Genomic DNA, 23,422 nt, shown 5'->3' on the forward strand with positions numbered 1-23,422 from the left:
ATTATATTTTTTTGAATTAATAATTCAATTCTAACCATGTTAACTATTATCAAGTTACTTAGTTATCATAATAGTTGTATTTTTCTTTCAGTTTTTCTTCTGCATACGGCTGTAATACATACGGAAAATGAGGATTAGATAGCTCTTCAAAACCATATATAGGCATCTGATCCATAACTCTAACAATCAGGTGATATTGTTCCAGTAATTTTACCTTTTGATTAGTTATAGGCAATTGGACTGGATTAGGATGTGATTGATAGAGCTTTGCTAGATAAACTAATGCCAGTTCATCTTCAAGCAGCTTATTTTGTTCTTTTCTTAAAGCTGCTTGAAAAATTTTTTCTTGATTTTCTTGCACTTTCTTACTAAAAAAACCTACAATTAGAAATACCACAGAGACTAAGAAAATAATTGGAAGAGTCCAACCATATTTATTCAAAAAACTATCAATATAGATCAATTGTAATTGCTTCTTTGGTAAAACAACATTCAATCCTAAAACAATAAAAGAAACAATTCCTAAACACCAAAATATTCCCTTATTTAAGGGATTATTCAAAAAATCAATTATCTTATCAATAACTTTCAAATTTAGCACCTCTTCTTTACTTATTATTCTGGATTTTAATTACATGTATGTCTTTACACTAGAATAATAGCATAAAAGAAGAAACAATAATCGCTAAAAATAAATAAAAAAAACATAATTTTTCATTATTTTAACTGCTTAAAAAATACACTGTTCCTACCAAAATTAAATAATCCAATCCTTCAAACAATTCTTTATTATAGTATTTTTTTATAAGATATGCTATAATATACATGAAAAGAGAGTCGTGCGTTAACACAACTCTCTGATTGTAGAACCGTTTAAGACGGTGACTTTGTTTAGTTGTTAATTATAAAAAATAACCGAACTCGCCAAAGTTGACGGTTATTTTTTTTGTCGTTTTTTAGCACTGCTACAACCAATCCAATCAATGCAATGGTAAAAGTACCAAAAGCAAAAATTGTCTGGATTGTTTCATATGCAGACAAAAAGGCATTTCCTTTCTAAAGATTTTAGCACTTACATTCATAAGCACCACCACCTCTCAAAGATAGCCACCGTCATAACTTTTCTACTTTTTCATTATAGCATAATAAGCATAGAAAACCTAGCTAAGATAAGCTTTCAAGAATATTCTTATTCTTCTTTATTGAACCATTTTTCAGTTATATAACTTGGTATGTCCTTCATAAAAAAACTTTCTTTTTAAAGTCGGTGTTGTTCTCCGACTATCTCTAACTAGAGAATACCTCACAATAAAAAAAGCTCTCTATCAACTAGAGAGCATCGTCAAAATTGAGAAATATAATGACCTTCTTAATGAAAATCACTTATTATTTTATACTATGGTTTTCCAAAATTCAATCTCTCATAATTACTTTTTCTTTGTAGGAAAGAAAAAATAATTGATTTGTTTTTTCAATATATTGATAGATTGCTACCTTAAATGTATCCGTTAACCCTGGTATTTGTTCAATTGTTTCGTTTACCTCTTTTTCATTATATACAAAAAAATCTCCCTCCCATGTCAACATTACTGTTAACTCTACGTTCCGAATTTGCAAAAAATACGTACAACCAAACGTATTGCCACACTCACGGCCGTAAATAAACATATTGCTCTCACTCTTTCCTTATACTAATCTTTCTCTTCTCTCATACCTTACTGAAATGCTACTAGCACCAAAGCAAAAAGCTTTTGAATTTTCATAAATCGTTTATCACTTACTTTTTCTTCTTTCTTCCTTGAACACCAAATGTTTTCATTATTTGATAATCCGCTCGAATCATTCGTTCTAATGTATGGGCAGGATAATAGCGTTGTTTGCTTATCTCTCGATCTTTTGCCACAATTTCTTCCCACATCTCTTTTACTTCTCGAGAAACTAAACAATCAATTCGTGCTTTTTCCTCCACATGTGGAGCTGTTAGGTTCACATGTGGACCTGAATTATTTTTGGACATTTTGTACCCTTCTTTCTCTCACTGAACACTGATATTTATACTCATCCCAAGTAGTAAACAAATAGATAAATAACAAAAAGAAAATACCTAATTTAATTAACAACGGTAAAAATTGCATCAACATACCACATAAAATCATTGCCACCAATAATCGTTTGTTCACCTTGTCTTCACGTCCTTTTTCTAGTAAACTAAATATAGTTACCTTTTCAATTTTGATCCCTTAATTTGCGGTACTTGTTCATTTGTAACAAGTACCGTATTTTCTTTAAAATTGATTTATTGACACTAGTTACTCCATATACCTAAATGTTGTTGCTGCGCTAATGCTTGTTTTTCTTCTAACTGTTCTAAGTATTTTGCTTCTTTATTTTTCACGTAAGCGACTTTTGCTAAACCTTCACTTACTAAGATTTCCTGCAATAATTGACCATCCACAAACACATACGCCAATAATCGACCATAACGATCTGTTTTATTGGCTTCATCAAATTCTAGTTGGATTTCTTTCGCATTACTCAACAATGTTTTTGTTCTGTTACTTGCCTCTTTACCAAATGGTTGAACAGGTGTGTTCGGTTTTACTGTTTCAGGGGTATCTATCAATAAATACCTCACTTTTTGTTCCTTACCATTTACACGAAACACGCTTGTATCACCGTCTACATGTCGAACAAAGTCTACAGCTACTCTTTCTGAAGAAGCTTGTTTTTGCTCAATTTGTTGTATTGATTGGTGTAGTTCTTGCGTTAATCCACCGATTATTTCTTGTGTGCTACAGCCCGTCAATAAAAGAAAGCTAAGACAAGAAACAAAAAAGAAGCCTATCCTGTTTAGTCGTTTACTCATTTCTTCTCCCTTCTATAATTTCTTGCTCTATGCTTGCTTTATTTAAACATAGAGCAAGACTATTTATATTTTCATAAAACATTACTTAACAAAGCTCTCAGAACGGTAAGTCATCATCTGAAATATTTATTGGATTTCCATCAAATGGATCATCATTTGGCATTGAATTAGCTGCTGAAGAATGGTTACTTATATTGTCTGTAGTATTATTCATAGGTGGATTCTGATTCGTTGACGTTCTTTGTTTTTGTTCTCTTTCTTCTGCTTGAGAACGTGATTCTAACAACTGAAAACTTTCCACGATTACTTCAGTTACATAAACACGCTGGCCTTGTTGATTTTCATAAAATCGAGTTTGAATTCTTCCTACTATTCCAACCAACGTTCCTTTTCTAACATAGTTCGCAAACGTCTCCGCCGGCTTACGCCAAATCACACAGTTGATAAAGTCTGCTTCACGATCACCATTTTGGTTTTTATAATTACGATTTACAGCTAAAGTAAACGTTGTAACAGCTATTCCACTAGCTGTATAGCGTAAATCAGGCTCTTTCGTTGCTCTACCAATCAATGTCACATTATTTATCATTTATTGTTCCTTCTTTCTTTTTATTTACTTTACTGCATGAATAAATTTCTGATATAGTCGCAAACATTGCTTTTTAATCAACAAATACACAATAATAACGACTGCTATTGTAAGTAATCCTTTTATCAATACAGATAAAAGAGGCACGAAAAAAATAAGTATTGGTACAAAATATACCCAAAAATAATAAAATGCCGTCAAAAGAAGCGCACATAGGCTAATAAACGCCAGAAAATAACAAACTCTTTCTAATCCATGCGTTTGACTAAGCCCTTTCATCACATGTAATATTGGCCAACCAACAATACGAATAACCAACGACAATAGAAAATCAATTCCTGTGCTGATTAAATCATATAGATTCTCAAAAAATAAACGGATTATTTCCATAGAAATTCCTCCTCTCACTGGCTCCTTTTATCCTTGGAAAGGAGCAGCTACGCTACCCACTGTTCCAATCGTTCAATTGCTTTTTTATCATGCTCAAGATCATTTGTAGTGTACCATTCAGGTAATTCTTTCTCAGAGAATAGACTATATAGGAATGTTAGTATTTCCATGCTTTCTTTAGCTTTACTAGCAGATTCACATTGATTCACATAAAATTTCACTTCTTGTCTTAATCTGTCAACATAAGAATAATGAAATGTCTTATTTTCTTTTACCATGTTTTTTAGTCTATTTTTTTCTTCTTTTGTAAGCATTTTTTCGTTCTCTCCTCTGCTTTCTTTATGTTTTTATTATACCTTATAAAGTTATCTTTGTAAATATAATTTGTTGATTTTTTTATCTTTATAAAGTATACTTCTAAACAAAAGGAGGTTTTATTTTTGAACAAAAACGAATTTTATCAATTATTAGATAATCATCCTTCATTTTTGAAAGAATACTTACAAGAGAACTTACTTACCAAAGACGAAGCACCAAAATATACACAACAAACCCAAGGAAGTTTTGATTCCACTGCAAAACTGAATTCCGTAATACAACCATTCTTTTCAAAAGAAAAAAACGGACGAACTACCTTTAAACTATATTTAAAATCTGAAATGATTGAATACGGTAAAAATAGAAGAAGAATTCATGTAAAAAAAGACCATTCACAAAATTGAATGGTCTACACTAGTATTTGTCCTATAGATATGCTAAAATATACGTGAAAAGAGAGCTGTGCGCTAACACAACTCTCTAGTGTAGAACCGTTAAAAAGACGGTAGCTATCGAAAAAATAGTTTTTTAACCATCTTAACGACCTGCTAAAGTGTTAGAAGATGGTTATTTTTTTGTGTTCGTATGATCTATAATCAGCAAAACTAACGTTGCAAATGCAATCATTAGCGATAATGCTTCAAATACAGACATGCTTACTCCCTTCTAGGGATAAAGCTATGAACCATAGGCATCACCCCTTTATTCAAGAGATTAGCCACCATCTTTTCACTTTTCTACTAAGCTAGTATACCATAATCTTTTTTTCAGAAAAACACTCGCTTCTACAGTGTTTAACGCCCACTCAATGGTTTTTAGGTTGAGTGGACGTTAAATTTACACTCGAGCCATTTCTTTTGCTTTCGCATATTTTCTTTGGTCTTGTTTATCTACCGCTTGATACCCGTAATTTTTTATTAAGAAGGCCATTTCATGCGCTGACTCGGCCTCATAAAATCCAACGGTCTGTTCAAACCGTTTGCGGGTTGCCACAACCGTCTGTTTCCCTTCTTTTTGCTGCATCGTTACTTCTAAGTGTTCTCCGTCTTTTCGCTCATAACTTTCTTCCAGTAATTTTTGTTCAACACTCCGTGCTGTTCGAACTTTTAAAACGTCGTTCCAGTCCTTATAAATGACATCCATCGGCTTGTAACGTTCTTCTTTATATTGTGTATGATACGTGGTTATTTTCGATTCTAGGCGACGTAACGCTTCGTCTGTTATTTCTAGTTGTGGCTTTCTTAAAAAGGCTTGAAGGTCGATATAGCCTGTGTTTGGATTGCGAGACTCATTCAACGCCTTTGCTACCTGTATAGAAGCTGCGCGCACGTCTATCGCATGATCATTTCTTTTTTCTGGGTCTTTTGCCGCATAATAGCCACGATAGTTCCAGCCATTGCCCACTGTCGTTTTATTAGACATATTCGTCAATGCTTTATGAACCCCTGCAATCAACTCCCAATCCACCGCACCATTTACAGCAGCTGAAGCCGCTTGGTAATGTTGAATGTTTTCTTTTAATATCCAATGGTCTAAAGGAATAAGAGAATGAAAATGTTCATAGTGACTCATTCGATCCCAAAACTCATGACCTGTTGGATCATTATCCAGACCAAAATAAACACCTGCCGTCGGTCGCGTTCCTTTGGTTTCTTTCATGTATTTCATCGCAGATACAACCGTTTCAATATTCATGCCGTGCCGACCGTCTAAACAGAACAGCATGCAATCTTTTAATCGATCTTTATTTAACGACCAATACGACAGAGCGTCGATAGGCGCTTCAAAAAATAAAATCCTATCTGGGTTCTTACCAATCGTCACATTAAAGCCAAAGTGTTTTTGCGAATTTTTAGCAATTTTCTTTGCTACGCCTCGTGGCTCATTCTTGTCTGGTGTAATCCCTTGAACAGTGGCACCTACGCGTCTTCCTGCATCATTCCAAACAAAAATGGCTTGGCCTAACACATCTTGTTGAATCATTCCTTTTTTTATTAGTCCCCGAACAATCTCTTCATCCAATCCACGCTTGTTGATTAAATAGTTCTCTACTTGTTCTGTTGACGGTGCGTGTTTGAAATAATAACGAAACGGTTCTTTTTTCTCTTCTTTGATAGTGGCTTTTGGAAATTCTGTTTGTGTTAATAGCCCCACACACTCTTTAAACGAACCTAACTGTAAATAATGTTGCGCAAAAGAAATCGTATCTCCGCCCAGCGTCTTACCATCTGAATTGACCACTGAATTTTGCCACCACCGATTGGTGAACTTATTAATACGTAAGCTATCGTGTGCAGCGTCCGTTGCCCACTTGTTCCCTAAATCAATAATTTCTACTCCCTGGGATCGTGCAAAATCGACAATCGACACTTGTTTCGCTTTTTCCTTCAATTCCGTAAATGTTGGCATCGGTCTTCCTCCTTTAATTTTCATACACAAAAAGCACAGCGTATATGCCTTACGCTGTGCTTTTTATCGACTATTTTCTTGTTCTTGCTCACGGAGTAATTGTTGATAGATTCGCTGGTTCCGGGCATGTTCAACCTGTCTATCTAATCCCCGCTTAATTTTATTTAGTTGCTTCTGACTCACTAACGGTTTTTGCTTAGTGGTCTTCTCCCACTCCTCTTGATTCGTTTCATACTGACGAGGGGCACGCTTCTTTCGTTCCTGGTCTTGTTCCTTCATATCTCGCAATAAGGAATTTCCTAACCGCGTATACAACTCATGGTATTTATTTTTCCGATAATCCAGAATTCGTTTGTACTCTATATCCCCTGTTCCGTATGCTCGTTCCCGAACATCCATTTCTTCTTGTAACTGTTGATCCAGTTGCGAAACTAAATAAGGTTGATACTCCGACAAGTACCGCTCAATGTATTGATCAATGAACGGACGCGCTTCTCGTAATACGTGATTGTTATACTTCCATAAACGTCGATCGTTTGGCAAGCGATCATAAATTTGTGTGTACAATTGCCGGTACGGTTCTTCCCGTAACGCTGCTTTCCATGAATAACCAGGTCCTGTAATTTCTTTCCGTATTAAAGTAGAAATTTTCGCTAACGATTGATCACGGTCTAAGAGATTACTCACCATACGACTTCGCACATGGTCCAAGGTCTTTTTATGCCAGCTCCCCTTCCTGGCCTGATACGTTTCTCCTGTTTTTCGATTCGTATAAAGACCATAGGGGCGTGTTGGTTCTGGTTCTACAATCGCAAAATGGATATGAATGTTATCCGTATTATAGTGAATAGAAGCCGCCCAGCTAGCCGAGTCTGCCAGCTGTTCTTCCACTAACGTTTCTTTCATCATGTGACGAAACGCATTTTTTATATCGTCTGCTTGTAACTGCTTCGTCCGAGGATTCCAAAAACCATAGTGGGCTAACCAGTCATTGTCAAACGACACCACCCCTTGCCACATAACCGAGTCTTGCTCTTGTGCCTGTTGAAAGACTTCTTTAATCGATAGCCGTTCTTTGGTAGTTAAGTGATCTTTATTCGCAGTGAACAGCCCATCACTTTTTTCAGGATTGCCCATGTATTCTAAGTACCCATCTTTGTCTTTGGTTGCGGCATTGAATTTCTCAAAGTGTTCATTACGAACAGCCTCGTCTCGGTCCAAATAATCCACATACGTTTTAAAAGTTTCTGCTTTTCCTGTGACGTATTGAAACGCAAAGACCACACCAGGTCGTTTCTTCTCGGTCATTCATTCCCCTCCTGTGGTCCCTTGTATCGTTCACGGTTTAACTTCTTCGTTCGATACGCGGCAATCTCATCACTCACTCGTTGGATTGCCTGCTTCATTGGTTTGGCTACCAAGTCACTCATACCACCTAGAGAAGAAATTCCCTCTTTGATTAACCGACCATTCTCAATCTCCATCAGCACACGCGTATTTTTATCGATGTATCCTGTCCGAATACGTATTGGGTCCAGCTCTTTTTTTACGTCTTCGAGGAGTTCTTTTTTTAATTGTTGTAAGGTTTCAAGCTCTTCTTTCATTCGTGCATGTTCTTCAAAAATCATCGTAAGTAGTTCAGCGTTTTTCTTCCCTGGGTATTGTTCCGCATAGCGTTCAATGTAGGCTAACCCAAACGGACTATCCTCATTCGTGAACCTCGCTTCAAATCGTTGAACAGAATCCATTTACACACCCTCCCCAAATTCTTTGAGGAAGCGATCAATGACCGCATCCTGTTGTTGAATGATACGCAACGCTTCAGACAAAACCCGCTCGTGGTTTTTGACCAGCGCCTCCCACTCCAAACGTTCGCCGGTGAACTCGGCGCCTGCCACGTGAGAGGCAAGCACAGTCTTTGCGTAAGCTTCTCGGCTGACGCCTTTTTTTGTCGCTAGGTCGTCCAGACCCGCCACCGTTTTTTTTGAGAGCTTCCTTAATAAAATATCTGCCATAAGTGTCTTCCTTTCGTTCAAACTATCAAGCGAAGTACGATAGAGGAAGCGGAGCTTCCTGCTATCGCGTTACAGAGAGTCTGTGGGCTTGGCCACAAGTGCACAGACTCTTTGTAAGAGCATAAGGGGAACCTGATATCAAAATTGATATAAACCGCAGTGCGGTTTGGTTTTAGCGTGATATCACTTTTTTTGTGAATACCGGTAAAATTGCCTGTTTTACCGGTACTTTCTTAACGGTAAAACTATGATTTTTAACGGTAAAATCATTTTTACCGTTAAAAACACCCAATTTACCGGTAAAAAACCCTCAATTTCCCTCTAATTTTTTAGCTAATTTTTGGTACTGAACCATCTTTTTTTCCTGTTCCTCCACTCGTTTTTGCTCTTCCTCTATGCTCTGAGTCAACGAGCGAATCTTGGATTGGTTCTGAGAAATTTTCCCTTCGTCCGTCGTCCGTTGCTCACTTGTTTTGAGGGAGAGGTGCTCTTTCATTTCTTGATTGGCTGCTTCTAAAATTTTAATATCTTGCCGTGCTTTTCGAATCGTCGCTTCCGATTTTTTAGCTTCTTTCTGCGCTTCTTTTTCTAGAAAAACATACAAGGTTTTCAAGTAAGCCTCCTCTGTTTTTGGCTGGAATTTCTTCTGATGGTTCGCCCTTTTTACAGAGACTGGGAAGAGCTCAGAACCACTAATCAAACTCTTCTGTTCACTCTTTGTATACATCACCGCAAGGACAAAATCTCTGTCTTTTTTAACGGATTTAACGAACAGTTGATAGTAATCGTCTGTGATTTTTTCCACCTTGACGTCTAGCTTACTCAACATGTTTTTAGTCTTTTGAACAACGGGTTGAATAGGGTCTAGCGGGTCAATTTTGTTGACCTTAAAGTACACACCTAGCTGTAGAAGCTCTTGGTCTTCGTAGTAGTTGGCTTCCACTAACTGAACCACATTTTGCCCTTGCTCAATGTCCTCTCCAATCTTTACTCCTTTGTCTTTTTCATTGCCTGAATAGAAAAATAAACTACCAAACAAAACAAAGAAAATCGTTAAAAGGACTCCACCCATTCGCCGATATTTCTTCACACGTCCATCCTTTAATGACAGTTCTGGAATCATGGTTTCTCCTCCTCTCACTCATTATTTTTTACGCACCAGGCTCGTTACAATTGGGTATTCTTTTCCCCAATGTCGAGTGTATTTTGCCGCTACACGACCCTGCTCTGCGTTCTGTTCATAGGTGGTAAGTTGACCGTTTCCGTCAACGCTGGCTACCACACCGGTATGGCCATAAACTTGGGGGGCATACCCACCTTGACCAAAATTAATAACGTCTCCGGCACGCACATCATTGTAGCTAGGATTCAAGATAACTTCCCATCCATAGGCAGCCCAATCATAGTCTGTTCCTATCTGTGAGGCATACCATTTATTGGATCCCATCAATTGCGGCCCACCTAATTGTGTGACATAGTAAGCCGTAAGCCCATAACACTCTCCATTGTTAAGGGTTTGACCTAAAACGCCATCAAGCGTATTAATCGCACCTGTACTTCCTTCTTGTTGTTGCGACGTCACATAACGTTTTACCTTGTCACAATAAAAGAAGTTTCCACCATTCAAATAGAGGTACCCGCCATTGTACGCAACAGCGATTGGATCATTGTAGGTGTATCTTGCTCCAGTGGTATTTCCTAAAGACGGCGCCACCACCGTTAACGAATATTTATCCGCCAATTCTGTCGAGTGCTTCTTGCCGTTTTGAGAAACAAACACATTGTAATTACTCCCGAAGTTATACGATTGGACAGCCGTCCAACGGTCATTGCCTAACGCTCGCGCTTGGTTCAAGCACTGCTTGTAATATCGAACCCCTTGTCGTATCGACGACTCAGAATCTGCCAACGCAAACTGAGGCAAGCCTGCCGACTCACTACTCTGCATAGGGTCAGGTTCTTTCCCACCAGACTCCACCATCATGATGGCCAATAAGACGGGGACTTCTTCAGAAATGTTTTCCTCTTTGGCGTATTTTTCAACGATGGCTTTCTTTGCCAGCACTTCTGGACTAAGGTTTTGATTCCCCAAAACACCTGAAACATTTTCTCCTTGTCCGCTACTTGCACTATCTGCTTGCGCTAAAAATAAAGCGCCTGTCGCAAGAAGAATCACCGAGAAAAAAATAGCAATCGTGAGGAAAAAACTACCAGGAAGAAGCCAACATAATAACTTATGCTTTAGGAGTTTTTTCACTAGGCATTACCTCTTTTCTTCAAAAGAAACCTCTTCAATTTTCCAGTCATTCCCACTTTGGCCAAACAATAATTTTCCAGTCATTAATATGCCTCGATTCTGTTTATCTACACTCATAAAGGAGTAAATCAATTGCTCTTTTGCCCCATAATGAACCACTTCTTCCTTCTCTATGTTTTGAATAAACTGATAAAGAGGAATCTGTCCAGAAGCCAATTGCTTTTGGACAGATTCGCTTGTAATAGCCTTGATTGCTGGGTCTTTTTTCACGTCTGGGTTCATTAATGAAACGATAAATTGCGTGCCTAGCGCTTCTAATTTACTAATCGTATCCAAAGACGACGCATTCCAATTGGCTTGGTCTACAGCACGTTTAGAAGGCTCTTTTTCTACTGAGGAGGACGACGTTTCCATTGACTCAGACGAACGGTTAATCGTTGAAGCATCTTCTTTCATGGTGGAAGAAAGAACATATTCTTCAACGTCGCCTTTTCCTTCATTACGGAAGAAAAGCGAAACCATGCCTATAAGTAAAAACACGACAAAAAAGCACGCAATAAACACCCGAAATTCTTTTGGCTGTTTCATTACGCACCACCTCCAAAGAGAAGTATTTCTTCTTGCGTACGTTCAGTCGTCATTAATAAATTTTCTGCGCCATCAATACAGAGAAGTCCTTGCCCAACCTTTAAATTCGGCAACAACTCATATTGAAGTTCGGAAATACTATCTCCAAACAATTCTCGAATAATCTTTAAAGAAACTTGACTATGTTTCAATAAGAAACGATACTGACACAACCCATACAATTGCGAAATATCATTCGCAGCTTCTGCCATGTCTTTGTCTGACACCTGATCCATATTTGGAAACATTCGCTCCAAGCGTTGAGTCGCCAACCAGATACCTCCAAACAACTTCCGTGCTTCAGACATCATGGTCATAAAGAACCGTGTAACGTAAGACTTCGTTGTATTAATCCAGTTGTGGCATTCGTCTACCGCTATCACAAAATGCCGAGCCAAATCAAGGGCTTCTTCTGAATTCATTGTTTTTATCCGTTCGTTATACAAATCAAATTCTTTCAACCCTTGACGCATACACGCTTCATGCGTTTGGTCAATGGCATTGTACATTTGTAAATCTTGAATTTCTCCTGAAAGCTGTCCCAAAGTATTCGTGTTATAACAAACAACCTGCACGTTGCTTAAATCTTTAAACGTCGTATGGCCATTAAACATGTTGCCATACTGCTTTCTTAATTTGGTTAACGAAAGAAGAATACTTGAATAATAGCTTTGATACTCTGGATCACTTTCTTCTTCCTTTCGTTTTTCAAAATAAGCGATCACGTCACTTAAAATAGGATATTCTTCCACTGGAAGCGACGTGACAGGTTTTGTTTGTCGTTCTCCAATTAACCCAATGTCTTCATAAAAATCATGGAGAGTATTCGTATAAAGGGTTACTATGTCCTCTTTCGCTTCTTTGTTAAACATGCGATACTTAATTCCTGCTTTGGAAATATGTTGCTGAAAAGACGCTTTTTCGTCCACCGTGCCGTCCTCACGGACGACCGTTGGAAATACTTGATACATATTAATCATGCCGTCTGTGCCATCTAAATTAACGACTGCGCCCTGAAACAAGCGAACCAACGCATTGGCTTCCTTCGTTGTGCCAAAAATACGAATCAAATCACCACGCATTGCGCGATCAAATAACATCGCTTTTAATAGCGTTGATTTTCCCGCGCCCATATCTCCAGATAAAAACACATTGTAGTAAGTGCGTTTGTCTGTTTTCGCAAAAAAATCAATGTATACCGTTCCACCAGAAAACGTCGTACCATAATAGCGCCCTCGTCGGTCATTTAACGCTGTTTGGTTATGAGAAAAACCTAACCCCATGACTTCACCAGGCAAAGGCAAACTTTCCCTGGAATTAGATAGTTTTTCTTGTTCATGAATTGGTAAAAACATCGAACGGTATTCATCGTCGTTTTCATCCATGAATACCGTTCCTGTATACCCATCACTACCCAAAGTCTGCATAATCGTATTGACGCGCTTTTCTAGCCCTTCTAATGTGGCATCATACACAAAAATTCGTAAATGAACTTGTTTGATTTGTTCTCCTGTTTGACTCAATGCCAAAGACCATTCCCGTGAAATTTGCTCTTCTGCCGCTAAATCATCCGCTGTAGTTTGATTAGGGGCACGTCGTCTTTGAGAGGCAATTTCACTGACAGAATCAGAAATTGCTTTTTTATAATCCTTATCTTCAGGCGTATAATAATCCACAATTAACAACGTATGTGGCATTACTAAATTTTTAATCCAGGTATCTGTAAACAACGTGGGGCGATCCACCACATGAATACACGTATTGTAACTATCACCAAAACGCAAGAAAAATTCATGTGCAGTAGATACGCCACCTTTTGGTTGCGTATCATAAATCAACTGAAGATCTCTTCGTGTTTGTTGGGTATGTTCTGTTTGATCTTTTATCTGTTTATTCTTCTTCCACAAGTCGAATCCCTCCCGTATTATTCATTAGTTGTAAGACCAACACTTTATCTTGTTCAGAAATTACCTGATAGTCATATACTTTGTACTTCTTAATTTTGCTTAAATTATTTTCTAACTCTTTGATGGTATCTCCGAAAAACCACGTAAATGAGGTGAATCGCATCACATTTTTTTCTAACCACTTTAATTTTTCTAATTCCGTGTGTAAGAGTCGTAAATGAACGAGATCTGTCGTTGAATCAATCATTTTTTTATAATATTGTTGTTGCGTTTGATTTCGTTCAGGGAAATTCATATACACTTCTTTGACGGAACGTTTGTATTCCCGCATAAATTCCCACGCATTCTCTTCAATGTAATCTAGTTCATCATAAGTTAGATAATCCAAATCATACTTTTTAGGCACTGTAATTTCTGCATACAATTCCCGGTAACTATTTCTTAACTTGATGTACCCTTCTGGTGTCATACCTGCAACGGGATACAATTTCGTTAATTCCAAAATCCGCTTTTGATTTTTCTTTGCTTCTCGGGTTTGTTTTTTCTTTCGTTCTGCAATCGCATCAATTCCCATGATCTTCCTCCTCTGCTTTTGGTGGGTGAATAGGGTGATAGACCCCGCGTGTTTTATAAAACGCGCGGAGAATCACCTGAAAATTCTTTTTGTTGTGTACTTCAGACGGACTAATCAAAAAATAAACCGTTACTGGAAACAAAATCAACACAATCACTTTGAATATCCCTACAAAAAAAGTAGACAGTAAAAAGCCAAAAGGAATAGCTAAAACCGCAAGAAGAGCGTCTTTTAAGCTTAATTTTTGATTGTATTTTTCTTTTTCAATCAATCGTTTTGGCACAGGAATTTGTCTTCTCATGGTTTATCTCTCCATTTCTCTCCTGTATTTTTTCCTAATTCATAACTTCGTACGCCACCACGTACCAGTTTGGTTTGTGCAAGATTTTGCCGTGTAGAAATGTATTTATCTACCATAGCGTCTTTGAATGTATCGTCAGAGCTTGGTGTAGATAGATCTCTTTCCAATCTTGCTCTTGCCTCTTTAGCAGCCATTGGTAAGGTTGCTGGATTAGCCTTCGGTTCTGGTTGTTCAACTAAATTGCCTGCTTGATACGCAGCTAAATGTCCTGGAGAAACCGAAACTTGTTTTTTCACGCCATTTTTGGAGAAATCATTTGCCGGTGTTGCTTTTCCAGCTCCTTCTCCTAGTTTCGGAGGTGTCCCTGTAGAATCTGGTTTGGCTCCAGTTAAATCATTTAGTAAATTAGCCGCTTCTTTAGGATCCGTAATCATTGGTGGTGTAGGTTGTTCACCATTACTTCCTGAAGGCGTTCCCTCTTCCCCAAAGCCATTCGCAGAAAGATTGGTCTTTGGTTCTGGCGAATGATTAGGTTCTGTGTTTTCTTTGTTTCCTGCTGTTGGTGTGTTGTCTTTTGTGCCATTTGTTTGAGTAGTCTTTTCAGGTTTAGCTTTTGGCCCTGTGGAAGCACCGTCTTCTGGAAGAGGACCTCCTTTAAAGCCTTTCAATAAACCGCCTAAACCTGCACCGGCATTCGTTGCGCCTCGTACAGCTTTTCCTCCAACAGATTTTGCCGTCTGCATAGATTTAGATACACCACTTGCCATGGCTTTTCCTGCACTGGTTGCGGCCATACTGCTTTGTGTAAAGCCGACTAAACTTCTTCCTACAGAACTTAAGCCTGCATCAATGCCAAATAACTGTTCCACAATATTTGGACCATCAATAGCGGCCATTGCACCGGCAAGAATCGCAATAATATCCCATGGTTTTTCTAGTTGCAATTCTCTTACCGATGTCATATACAAAACAAAGAGAGTCAATAAAACAGAGAGCAAGTATAAAACAATAAACGAGTTTCTGATTTTTAACAATAAGGTCTTGTTTCGTTGGCCATTCTCTAAATCTGTCAGTGTCAAGCCATAACCCAACACCCGCATAGCACCAATTTCATAACAAATTTTTCCTGTTTTAAAAATGGTAAACACTAAAACAAGCCCGTAAGCAAGCAGTTCTAATAAGATATACCAAGGGTGCCAAGAATAACGGTAATAGGCCTCATCGCTCTTTAGAAAATGGGACTCTAATTTGGCTAATTTAGCCTCTCCATTTACTTCTACCACCTTTTTCTTTAAAGTTTCTTTCCCTTCTTTCGATAAGGGTGATTCTTTAAACAAATGAAAATCTGTATCCACCACTTCAGAAATATCCAATAATTGTAAATTTTCAATTTTTTGAATATCATTCACGCCTACATCATTGGCTGGATATTGCCACCCTTGTTTGTCAATGGTATACAAATCCGTAATATTGTCTTTAAAGATTTGTAACGTGGCTTCGGAAGGTTGTTGTAGTCCTTCTCGACCAGCTGAGACCAATTCTCCCGCTTTGCCCATAAAAAAAGGCAATCCTACAAACATTAGAATTGCCATCAATATATTATTCACGATTTTTTGTTTGTCTTTTTTTGGGTCACCGATTAAGCGAAAGGCGATCCACAACATCGCCAACATCATTAACGAAATAACTACCGGACGATAAGGATCAATAAAATTTCTGACCGCTTGACTGTCCCAAAAATTCATTAATTTATACATTTGACCCACACCTTCACCCAAGGTGTCCACAAATCCTTTTATACCAAGCAATAGATTAAATGAAATATCTCGCAAAGCGCTGTCCCAAAACGTAATTACTTTTAACAACGGATCAAATTCTAATAGTCGAGCAATGATTTCTTCATTGGACATCGATTCCTATTCCTCCTTCCTAGCGTTCTACCATACTGTAAAATAGTTCTTGAACCTCAGGAATATCGAAATAAATCAACCAATTTTCTACTTCTTCCACTGTATCTAAAGAAAGAAAACGATCGTATTGGTCTTCTTCCACGGAACGTTGAACAATGGCGCGCATCAAGGTTAATTGATCCTCACTAAACACGTTAGTTAATAAGGTAAACGTGTCATGAATAGGTTCTAACTCTTCAATCATGGTAGAAACTTCTTCTTCTGGCAACGTTTCTTCTGTTGTCCCATGTATATACTCCACTTCTTCCACCTCCCTTGGCTCTTCTATTTCATCATGAGAAATTTTTGGTTGTGGATCTTTTGTATAAACCCCAGTATCTTCTATATCAACCGTATCAATCTTAAAGTCGATAATTAACTCCTCCATGCAAAGATACGCATGTGGACTTGGTTCTCCATGTAATTCCTCAAAAGTCATTGGGTGATCAAATCGAGGCATTAAATACTCATAGCGGTGCAACATTTTGGTTCCCTCTGCTTCACACGCTCGAATCGGTCGTGGCTCAACGCCATTCCCTTTTAAGTCTCTACGCATTTTCGTCCGATAAACAATCCATTCTCCAGGCTTCAATAACCGTAGCTCTTCTTCTTTTAGCAATTCACGTCCGTCTTCTGATTCACCATAACTTTTATCCATGCTTAACGGATCCCCATGTCGGCTAGTAGAAATAACCGTTGTTTCCCCTAACATACTACAGAAATACTTCGCATCGTCTTCTCCGTCTCCCATAATATAAATCTTGTTTCCACACGCATTTATTAAGGCACGGGCGCCTTCTTTACCATAGTTTTTGTCTAATTGTACCATTGATTGGGTGATCAAATAATAAATCATGCCACGCTCTAATCCAACATTCATATGGCGCTCTAAGCCTGGTACAGCTGGAAAATTGGCTACCTCTTCCATGACGCTTTTTACTCTACGTGGCAATTTAGAGTCTCTGGATAAAGTCGCGCATTTTGCCAACACATAATTCATTTGTGTTAAGAAGGTGGAAATTAACGCATAGTTGGAGTCGTCGTAGTCTGGATAAACAATAAACAACGCCACTGGTTTTTCCCCATACGCCAATTGTTCAAAAGCAAAATTACTTTTAGCCGTTAAACGACCAATACTATCAAAGGTAAAACTCTTTAGTTTTGCCATTGTACCTGTATAAATCCCAGAACGGGTAATTCCTTGAGAAAATTGAATCGTCGCAAATTGAAGTTTTGCTGGATTCGTTGGCTCTAAATCACTGAAAAACGCGTCTAAAGACGTCATGCCATTTTCGTCTGGATCTTGGCCCAATTCACTCAACATAACCGAAACGGTATACATAGTGACTTTTTCAGGTTCGTCTTTCTCTTTACAAAGAAAACATACTGCTAAAATTAGCGCATTCACTAGCGCAATAGACGCTTCTTCCCACATAGGGTCTGCATGAGAATGCTCGTTATGAAACAAGGAGTAAGTGAACGTGTTACATAACAATTGCGCTGTATCGTAATCACCTTCCCAATACGCTTTTTTGATTAATTCTAGTGGATTATACCCCATTGAATACTCTGGCTTCACTAAATTTAAACACCAAACGTCATAGCCAAAACGCTCAAACTCTGCTTTAGTATTTTTAATCATATTCCCCTTTAAATCAGTGATAATCACCGAATCTTTTTCTTTTGCACGCATAATCAGGTCTAGCGTGGGATAAGTATACATTTCTGTTTTTCCAGATTGTGTTCCTGCGTCTACCCAAGCATTGGTTTTATTTCGATCCATAAACACATATCCCTTCGAACAAAAAGGCAGTGAAAATCCTTGAAACTTCCATAAAAAATACCACACAGGAGACAAATTAAAATGAAGGACCGGAATCCCACTTTCTCCTTCATATTCTTCCTCATTCAACGCCACAATTGGATATTGTTCAAGCATTTCTTTAAAGGTTGTCCAACGAGCAACCCCTTTTGTGCCTTTGTTTAAATCCCTATAAGCAATTCGCATTTGGTATAGTTTTTTTGGTACAAGCAATAACCAAATAACCAAAACTGCTAGTGGGAAAAAGCGCATGTACGCACCGAATAAAGGCGCTGGTTGTAAAGGAGACGTTTGTAAGAGATAGGCCCATAATTGTTGCCCAATAGACGGACCGTTTTCCATCAGTTCTGGTGAAATCCCTTGATTTTTTACCGTAACTAACGCAGTTAAGCCTACATAAAGAAGTTTTGTGAGAATATTTAATCCTATAAGCAATGCAAAATAAGAGACTACACCAACAAAAACAATCACTAAAGGGTGCGCAAGAATCACTTTCCATTGTTTATATTTCTTATGCATGAATCTCCCTCCTTAACGACCAAGACCTTGCGTCCTCTTTTTAGCAGCTGGTGCATGTTCTTTTCGTGTACTAGAGGGGGTCTGTGTTTTTTCTTGTTCATTGGTCTTGGCTAAGCTTTTTTCGTACTGTTGATCAATTTCTTGTATAAATTGTTTACATGTTTTTTGAATATCTCCTAAAATAGCCACTTGTTCTTCTGCGTTTTCCTCATAAAACATTTGGCCATTTTTCGTCCAGTTAGCAATGTAAGGAATCGCATGTTCTTTCGTATCTATCCCATAATGATTTGAAACAACATAAGACACCATTTCTGCTTGTAATTCCTTGATATTGGTCGTTTGTGCCGTCACTTGTTTGGTAGACCAGTACGAATTCGGCTCATTTTGTCGCGTACGATCATGTAATTGCGCATGGGCCAATTCATGTATCAAAGTAGCCACTTCTTCTGTTGGCGTGTTTCTTGGATTGAGTACAATTTCTTTTTGTTTGCCGTCTATACTTGTCGCAAAAACGCCTTTAGCCAAACCTAACTCCTGAAAACCCATACGAGACGTTTGCGGCGTACGAATAGGTACCTGCATTTTCTCTGAAACATGGTGCAACGATTGTTTTAAAGCAGCTAAATCGGTTGTTTTTTCTGTTGAAAAGGCAAACCGTTTATTAGGAAACAACTTAGGATAATCCTCAGGTTTCGCATTGGTTTGCGTAATATCAAATACAGTTGTTGGCGAAAACGAATAAATACTATGTTTCGTTAATTCTCCTGTTTGAATTTTTTCTTTTTGTTCTTTGGTGGCTTTTGATAAAGGAATACATTGCCCATTTTCTCCCTTAATGTATTCAAAAATATTGGGTTTTAAAATACGAATCCCTTTCTCGCCTCGTTGAACAGAGAAGCCCATTTTTTTGAAAAAGGCAAAGCTTCCTACTGCCTGAGCACCTTCAAATTGCGCCTGAATCAATGCTTGATTCCGAAAAGAATACTCATAGAAACGATCCATAAACCGCAACAACTCTAATTGATCTTCAATTGTTTTGGTATGGTTTTGAATGTAGGTCAAGCTTTTTTCAGTCATTTGTTGGACCTCTTGTTCAATTTCTTCTTTTGTCCGTTTTTGCCACTTAGCCATTTAGAAACTCCTCTCTAGTCATAAAGACCCCTTCGCCAAATTGATGTTTTTCTTTTAGTATTTGTTGGAAATCTTCCGCAATCACTTCGTCTACTTCCAACATTAATTCTTCTTTTGTTTCTAAATCTTTCGCGTATAGCCGATTAGGCTCCACCTTTGTGATTCGAACCAATTTCTTTTTATTCATGTGTTCCTCCTAAAAACGTTATTTTTAAATACAAAAAAGAGTCCCTGCAAATAAGCAAGGACTCTTTCTAGTCATTTTTTTGATCTTTTATACAGGTATAGATTGTGCTCACACAGAGTTAAGCAATAAAAAATTCCTAAACTTGCATGCAAGAGTATGTTAAAAATAGATAACTCAAAGATATTTACTACTTGTGCCACACAAAAAGACACTCCTAGACTCAGATAGAAAATACCTAACCATAAGAAAGGAACTTCTTTCTCTTTTGACGGTGTTCTTTCCACTAAAAATGGCAAGAATGACGGGAAATATTTTACTTTGAAGGCAAGCTCTATTTTTCTAGGTACAAGGTTTTCTTGTTCCGTTAAACTTCCTTTGTCCTTCGATAACGTATACACACGTTTTTCTCTTACCAACTGAAAATACGTCTTTTCTTCTGAAGAACGATCTGATGTTATAAGTTTTTGAGCCAACTCTTCATCATGGAGTTTAATTACTTGTTGCCACAAACAACAAATAATAAGTAGTGAAGATATCGGTAACAGCTTGTGCCACACTGATTCTGAAAGTCCACCAACTATTCCTATTAAAGCCCACGAAATAAACACATTTGTAATAGGTGTCAAAAGTTTTAACAGGCTTCCTTGTTCTTTTATGAAATGACTGAGCAAATAAACACAAACCAAAACAGCATATATTAAACGAATATACCTCCCTACTCCAAATGTTTCTTGCCCAAAAGAAATAGTCATGGCATTCATACTCTGCCAACCTTCCATTCCCACATCAGCTAAAGCAAAAAAGATACATACATTTACAACCATATTAAATACGCGTTCCACTACATATTGTTGATACCAATACTTCATATTAAACCTCCACTAATGCTGCTTTCGCATGTTGTAATGCACTTACTGCGTCATTTACTTGTTCTTGTGTTGCTTGTGGATCTGCCATTACTTGATTAGCTGTTTGCAACGCTTGATCCAATGTTGCCCAACTATCCGATGTATAGTTTGAGGCTTCTAACTGAGCAACTTCTTGAATCAGCTGTGTTAAGACGGTCTTATCTGCTTTTTTTACCAATTGCTCTTTGGCTTGTTGTAACGCTGCTAATTGTGCTTGTGCTGCTTCTTCTGTTACTTCACCACTAGAAACAAAGGCTTTCGCTCTAGCCAATTCAGCTGTAAATACCGCTACGGATTGTTCCGTATACTCGGTTAAATCCATTTGTTCGCAAACTTCAATCAAACGCGTCAATTGTAATAGACTATAATCTGGTTCCCCAATCGTTTGTAATTGAGCTAACGCTGCTTGAACCAATTGAACACTTTCGTCCACTTGGGCTTGTGTAGCATCCACAAATTGCAAGACTTGTTGCGCTTGACCTACTGCTTCGTCTAATACTTGTAAACTTTCAGCTGTATACAACGCGCGATCAATGCCTTTGGCTTGCTCAACAATCGCTTGAAGCGCTGCTTTTTCTCCACGTTCTACTAAGTGCATAATCGCTTGATTCAACTGATTTAATGCTTCATCAATACGTTCTTGTGTCGCTTCGCCTTCTTGAATCAACGCTGTTGCTTGTTCATACGCTTGATCTAAGCGTTGGGCACTTTCTGTCGTATAGTTTTCTCGTTGAATGAGCTTCACTTGCGCGACCAACTGCTCTAAATCAGAAAAATTGCCTCGTAGTACCAACTGATCAATGGCTGCTTGTAAGGCTTCTACTTGTGCATTCACTTGAGCTTGCGTTGCTTGACGTTCTTCTAACATAGTTTTAGCTACCTTCAGTTGGTTTTGCATCGCTTGATAAGAAGCTGTCATATAAGCAGAAGCTGGTAAGCCTTCCGCATTTTCAACTAAGCGTGCCAATACTTGATAATCCACAATCGCTACTGGTGGCTGTGGATCAGGTTGTGGCGTTGGTTCTTGCGGTGTTTCTGGTTGAACAGGTGGCAATGGAACAACTGGTTTGTCCATTTCTTCGCTTGGTTTTGTTTGTGTATTATCTGTTACTGGTTTTTGCGGAGATTTTTCTGGTTTAAAAATTGCTGGTTGTTGCAATACTTGATCAAGAATTGTTGGTTGTTTTGTTGCTTCCTTGTCTTTGATTGATTGTGCAACAGCGACCAGTTCTTTCGGCGATAAGGAGGACTTCGTTGTTCCTTTATTGTCTGAATCTTTCGCTGTTTCTACCAAGCCAAACCGTTCAAAAACATCCGTTGAAACGTCTGTGGTTGTTTTGTTTTTCTTTGCTTGACTTTTTTTAGTCGTAACACTTGATTTTTTTCGACGATCTTCAGGAATGATCCAAGAATCAGTTTCTTTTTCTTTCTCTCCAGAAAATTTTTCAGTTGCTTGCTGCTTTGGTGGGGTAAATGCTTGGTAGGTCGCATAACCGACAGTTCCCGTACAAACCGTCACAGCGGCTACAATACCTAATAATTTCTTATTTTTTAATAACTCCTTGTCAAAAATTGGCTTATTCATTTTCATAATAAAGCTCCTCTCCTAATTGTGTTAAACGTTGTTTCCACAGTTTTTCATTTTCTGAATCTTTCTTTTCCCGATAAAGAGCGATCATTTCTTGACATGTTTTTCCCGTCTCGATCAATTCCTTTATTTCTTCACTTTTCAAGCGCTTATTGATTGATTCAGCTTCTGAAAATGATTCTTTTCGAATCGCTCGAATAGCTTTTTTTGTCCAAGCTTTTTTTAATTCTGTGGCTAATTGGGTACTTTTTAAGGTTTTATTCAAGATTTCTGCTTCTTCTAATTGATCCAGTTGAATATACGCATAGGCCAACATTACTTTTCGATCCGTATTTAATTCTGACCCTTCAGTTTGAATGACCTTTTTCCATTCTTTTTGGTAGAAAGCCAAATCAAAAGTTCCCTCATCAGTGGGAAATTGCGCATTAAATGTTTTCAACTCCTGAAACGCTTGTTGTTCCACTAAATATTGTTCAATGGCTTCCCGTTTATCAGGAAAGGCAACAGCTGCTTCCGCATATTTTTCTTCTTTTAACAATTGTTCATAGGTTGGCTTGCTTTGTACGTCTTGCTTTGAAAAAGAACTTACCCAAAAACCACCTATTCCAAGAAAAACGAGAAGAAGTACCCCTAGGATTATTCCTTGAGTACTTCTTACTGAAAAGGTTGGCAAAGAAAAAGAACGCTTTGACGCGTTCACTGAGGGCTTACGATTCCTTTTTTCCTTTGGTTTAGGTTTTTTCTCTCGTTTTTTTGGTTCTTCTAAAGTATCTGGTGCTTCTAATGCTTGTTGGATACTGGTTAACAGCTCTTGACATTCGTCAGAATCTGTCCGTTTGTGTAACGTGGTAAATGTATGTTGGACAACTAAAAGAAGGTTGCGTGAATGACCTTCTCCTATTACACAGTCATCCCGAAAAAGAATGTCTTTGTCTTCCATAATGGTTAATCGGATCGTATCTTTTTTTCCAGTATCTTCTGCAAACGTTTCTAACTTTTGCAAAAGCAAGTTGGCTTCTTTCACCGTTAATCGTTTTCTTTTAGAAGGGAGAAGTGTCTTCACCT

27 protein-coding genes and 1 pseudogene are annotated in these 23,422 nt (G+C 38.0%); 1 reads left to right on the forward strand and 27 read right to left on the reverse strand.

The window, feature by feature from the left end; translation table 11 throughout:
• Window positions 1-58: 58 nt before the first annotated feature.
• The 9 genes and pseudogenes from IGK82_RS13380 to IGK82_RS13420 all read right to left on the reverse strand — a co-directional run bounded on the left by IGK82_RS13380 (window position 59) and on the right by IGK82_RS13420 (window position 4,159).
• On the reverse strand, window positions 59-601 hold the full coding sequence (locus tag IGK82_RS13380; RefSeq protein WP_016622473.1) for a super-infection exclusion protein B: 543 nt from the start codon (window positions 599-601) through the stop codon (window positions 59-61).
• A gap of 341 nt (window positions 602-942) precedes the next feature.
• A pseudogene (locus IGK82_RS13385) lies at window positions 943-1,041 on the reverse strand (putative holin-like toxin); the annotation flags it as partial.
• 372 nt (window positions 1,042-1,413) lie between these two features.
• Window positions 1,414-1,668 carry a hypothetical protein gene (locus tag IGK82_RS13390; RefSeq protein ID WP_016632484.1) on the reverse strand — a complete coding sequence of 85 codons (255 nt, stop codon included), beginning with the start codon at window positions 1,666-1,668 and terminating at the stop codon, window positions 1,414-1,416.
• Between the two features lie 109 nt (window positions 1,669-1,777).
• Complete coding sequence (locus IGK82_RS13395) at window positions 1,778-2,017, reverse strand: hypothetical protein (protein WP_016618875.1); 240 nt, start codon at window positions 2,015-2,017, stop codon at window positions 1,778-1,780.
• Window positions 2,004-2,180, reverse strand: a complete 177-nt coding sequence (locus IGK82_RS13400) for a hypothetical protein (RefSeq protein ID WP_016618876.1) — start codon at window positions 2,178-2,180, stop codon at window positions 2,004-2,006. The genes IGK82_RS13395 and IGK82_RS13400 overlap by 14 nt, the downstream gene beginning before the upstream one ends.
• 125 nt (window positions 2,181-2,305) lie before the next feature.
• Window positions 2,306-2,866 (reverse strand): thermonuclease family protein, encoded by a 561-nt coding sequence (locus tag IGK82_RS13405; RefSeq protein ID WP_430605201.1) that lies wholly within the window; start codon window positions 2,864-2,866, stop codon window positions 2,306-2,308.
• Window positions 2,867-2,963: 97 nt separating this feature from the next.
• Window positions 2,964-3,455, reverse strand: a complete 492-nt coding sequence (ssb, locus tag IGK82_RS13410; protein WP_430605202.1) for a single-stranded DNA-binding protein — start codon at window positions 3,453-3,455, stop codon at window positions 2,964-2,966.
• 24 nt (window positions 3,456-3,479) lie between these two features.
• Window positions 3,480-3,845, reverse strand: coding sequence for a hypothetical protein (locus IGK82_RS13415; RefSeq protein WP_430605203.1), 366 nt, complete (start codon window positions 3,843-3,845; stop codon window positions 3,480-3,482).
• 47 nt (window positions 3,846-3,892) lie between these two features.
• Window positions 3,893-4,159 carry a hypothetical protein gene (locus tag IGK82_RS13420; RefSeq protein ID WP_430605204.1) on the reverse strand — a complete coding sequence of 89 codons (267 nt, stop codon included), beginning with the start codon at window positions 4,157-4,159 and terminating at the stop codon, window positions 3,893-3,895.
• Window positions 4,160-4,285: 126 nt separating this feature from the next.
• Between IGK82_RS13420 and IGK82_RS13425 the strand changes: the two genes are divergently transcribed.
• The gene (locus IGK82_RS13425) at window positions 4,286-4,567 is read left to right on the forward strand and encodes a hypothetical protein (protein WP_016622687.1); all 282 of its coding nucleotides are present in this window, start codon (window positions 4,286-4,288) and stop codon (window positions 4,565-4,567) included.
• 163 nt (window positions 4,568-4,730) lie between these two features.
• Here IGK82_RS13425 and IGK82_RS13430 read toward each other — a convergent pair whose 3' ends face one another.
• The 18 genes from IGK82_RS13430 to IGK82_RS13515 all read right to left on the reverse strand — a co-directional run bounded on the left by IGK82_RS13430 (window position 4,731) and on the right by IGK82_RS13515 (window position 23,420).
• Complete coding sequence (locus tag IGK82_RS13430; RefSeq protein WP_219376566.1) at window positions 4,731-4,817, reverse strand: putative holin-like toxin; 87 nt, start codon at window positions 4,815-4,817, stop codon at window positions 4,731-4,733.
• A 183-nt stretch (window positions 4,818-5,000) separates the two neighbouring features.
• Window positions 5,001-6,572, reverse strand: a complete 1,572-nt coding sequence (locus tag IGK82_RS13435; RefSeq protein ID WP_430605205.1) for a DUF3991 domain-containing protein — start codon at window positions 6,570-6,572, stop codon at window positions 5,001-5,003.
• Window positions 6,573-6,635: 63 nt separating this feature from the next.
• On the reverse strand, window positions 6,636-7,880 hold the full coding sequence (gene mobP2 / locus IGK82_RS13440; RefSeq protein WP_430605206.1) for a MobP2 family relaxase: 1,245 nt from the start codon (window positions 7,878-7,880) through the stop codon (window positions 6,636-6,638).
• Window positions 7,877-8,320, reverse strand: a complete 444-nt coding sequence (locus IGK82_RS13445; RefSeq protein ID WP_174115633.1) for a hypothetical protein — start codon at window positions 8,318-8,320, stop codon at window positions 7,877-7,879. The genes mobP2 and IGK82_RS13445 overlap by 4 nt, the downstream gene beginning before the upstream one ends.
• On the reverse strand, window positions 8,321-8,587 hold the full coding sequence (locus IGK82_RS13450) for a hypothetical protein (protein ID WP_014862503.1): 267 nt from the start codon (window positions 8,585-8,587) through the stop codon (window positions 8,321-8,323).
• 310 nt (window positions 8,588-8,897) lie between these two features.
• The gene (locus tag IGK82_RS13455; protein ID WP_430605207.1) at window positions 8,898-9,710 is read right to left on the reverse strand and encodes a hypothetical protein; all 813 of its coding nucleotides are present in this window, start codon (window positions 9,708-9,710) and stop codon (window positions 8,898-8,900) included.
• Between the two features lie 21 nt (window positions 9,711-9,731).
• Window positions 9,732-10,844, reverse strand: a complete 1,113-nt coding sequence (locus IGK82_RS13460) for a lysozyme family protein (protein WP_430605208.1) — start codon at window positions 10,842-10,844, stop codon at window positions 9,732-9,734.
• A gap of 6 nt (window positions 10,845-10,850) precedes the next feature.
• Complete coding sequence (locus IGK82_RS13465) at window positions 10,851-11,432, reverse strand: hypothetical protein (protein WP_430605209.1); 582 nt, start codon at window positions 11,430-11,432, stop codon at window positions 10,851-10,853.
• Window positions 11,432-13,378, reverse strand: a complete 1,947-nt coding sequence (locus IGK82_RS13470; protein WP_430605211.1) for a type IV secretion system protein VirB4 — start codon at window positions 13,376-13,378, stop codon at window positions 11,432-11,434. Before IGK82_RS13470 ends, IGK82_RS13465 begins: the two co-directional genes overlap by 1 nt.
• Entirely contained in the window at window positions 13,362-13,952 is a 591-nt protein-coding gene (locus tag IGK82_RS13475; RefSeq protein WP_016633144.1) for a hypothetical protein, read from the reverse strand. The genes IGK82_RS13470 and IGK82_RS13475 overlap by 17 nt, the downstream gene beginning before the upstream one ends.
• Complete coding sequence (locus IGK82_RS13480; RefSeq protein ID WP_016633145.1) at window positions 13,942-14,253, reverse strand: hypothetical protein; 312 nt, start codon at window positions 14,251-14,253, stop codon at window positions 13,942-13,944. Before IGK82_RS13480 ends, IGK82_RS13475 begins: the two co-directional genes overlap by 11 nt.
• Window positions 14,250-16,163, reverse strand: coding sequence for a pLS20_p028 family conjugation system transmembrane protein (locus tag IGK82_RS13485; protein WP_430605212.1), 1,914 nt, complete (start codon window positions 16,161-16,163; stop codon window positions 14,250-14,252). Before IGK82_RS13485 ends, IGK82_RS13480 begins: the two co-directional genes overlap by 4 nt.
• A gap of 19 nt (window positions 16,164-16,182) precedes the next feature.
• Window positions 16,183-18,543 (reverse strand): VirD4-like conjugal transfer protein, CD1115 family, encoded by a 2,361-nt coding sequence (locus IGK82_RS13490; RefSeq protein ID WP_016622139.1) that lies wholly within the window; start codon window positions 18,541-18,543, stop codon window positions 16,183-16,185.
• Between the two features lie 12 nt (window positions 18,544-18,555).
• On the reverse strand, window positions 18,556-19,674 hold the full coding sequence (locus IGK82_RS13495) for an ArdC-like ssDNA-binding domain-containing protein (protein WP_016622140.1): 1,119 nt from the start codon (window positions 19,672-19,674) through the stop codon (window positions 18,556-18,558).
• Window positions 19,667-19,861 carry a hypothetical protein gene (locus tag IGK82_RS13500; protein ID WP_014862493.1) on the reverse strand — a complete coding sequence of 65 codons (195 nt, stop codon included), beginning with the start codon at window positions 19,859-19,861 and terminating at the stop codon, window positions 19,667-19,669. The genes IGK82_RS13495 and IGK82_RS13500 overlap by 8 nt, the downstream gene beginning before the upstream one ends.
• A 71-nt stretch (window positions 19,862-19,932) precedes the next feature.
• A complete protein-coding gene (locus tag IGK82_RS13505; RefSeq protein ID WP_016622598.1) occupies window positions 19,933-20,730 on the reverse strand; it encodes a hypothetical protein in 798 nt (265 codons plus the stop codon).
• A gap of 1 nt (window position 20,731) precedes the next feature.
• Window positions 20,732-22,360 carry a hypothetical protein gene (locus IGK82_RS13510; RefSeq protein WP_430605213.1) on the reverse strand — a complete coding sequence of 543 codons (1,629 nt, stop codon included), beginning with the start codon at window positions 22,358-22,360 and terminating at the stop codon, window positions 20,732-20,734.
• On the reverse strand, window positions 22,347-23,420 hold the full coding sequence (locus tag IGK82_RS13515; protein WP_289867124.1) for a response regulator: 1,074 nt from the start codon (window positions 23,418-23,420) through the stop codon (window positions 22,347-22,349). Before IGK82_RS13515 ends, IGK82_RS13510 begins: the two co-directional genes overlap by 14 nt.
• Between the last annotated feature and the right edge of the window lie 2 nt (window positions 23,421-23,422).

Source organism: Enterococcus sp. AZ197 (genome assembly GCF_050556405.1).
In the GTDB taxonomy this organism is placed as follows: domain Bacteria; phylum Bacillota; class Bacilli; order Lactobacillales; family Enterococcaceae; genus Enterococcus; species Enterococcus faecalis.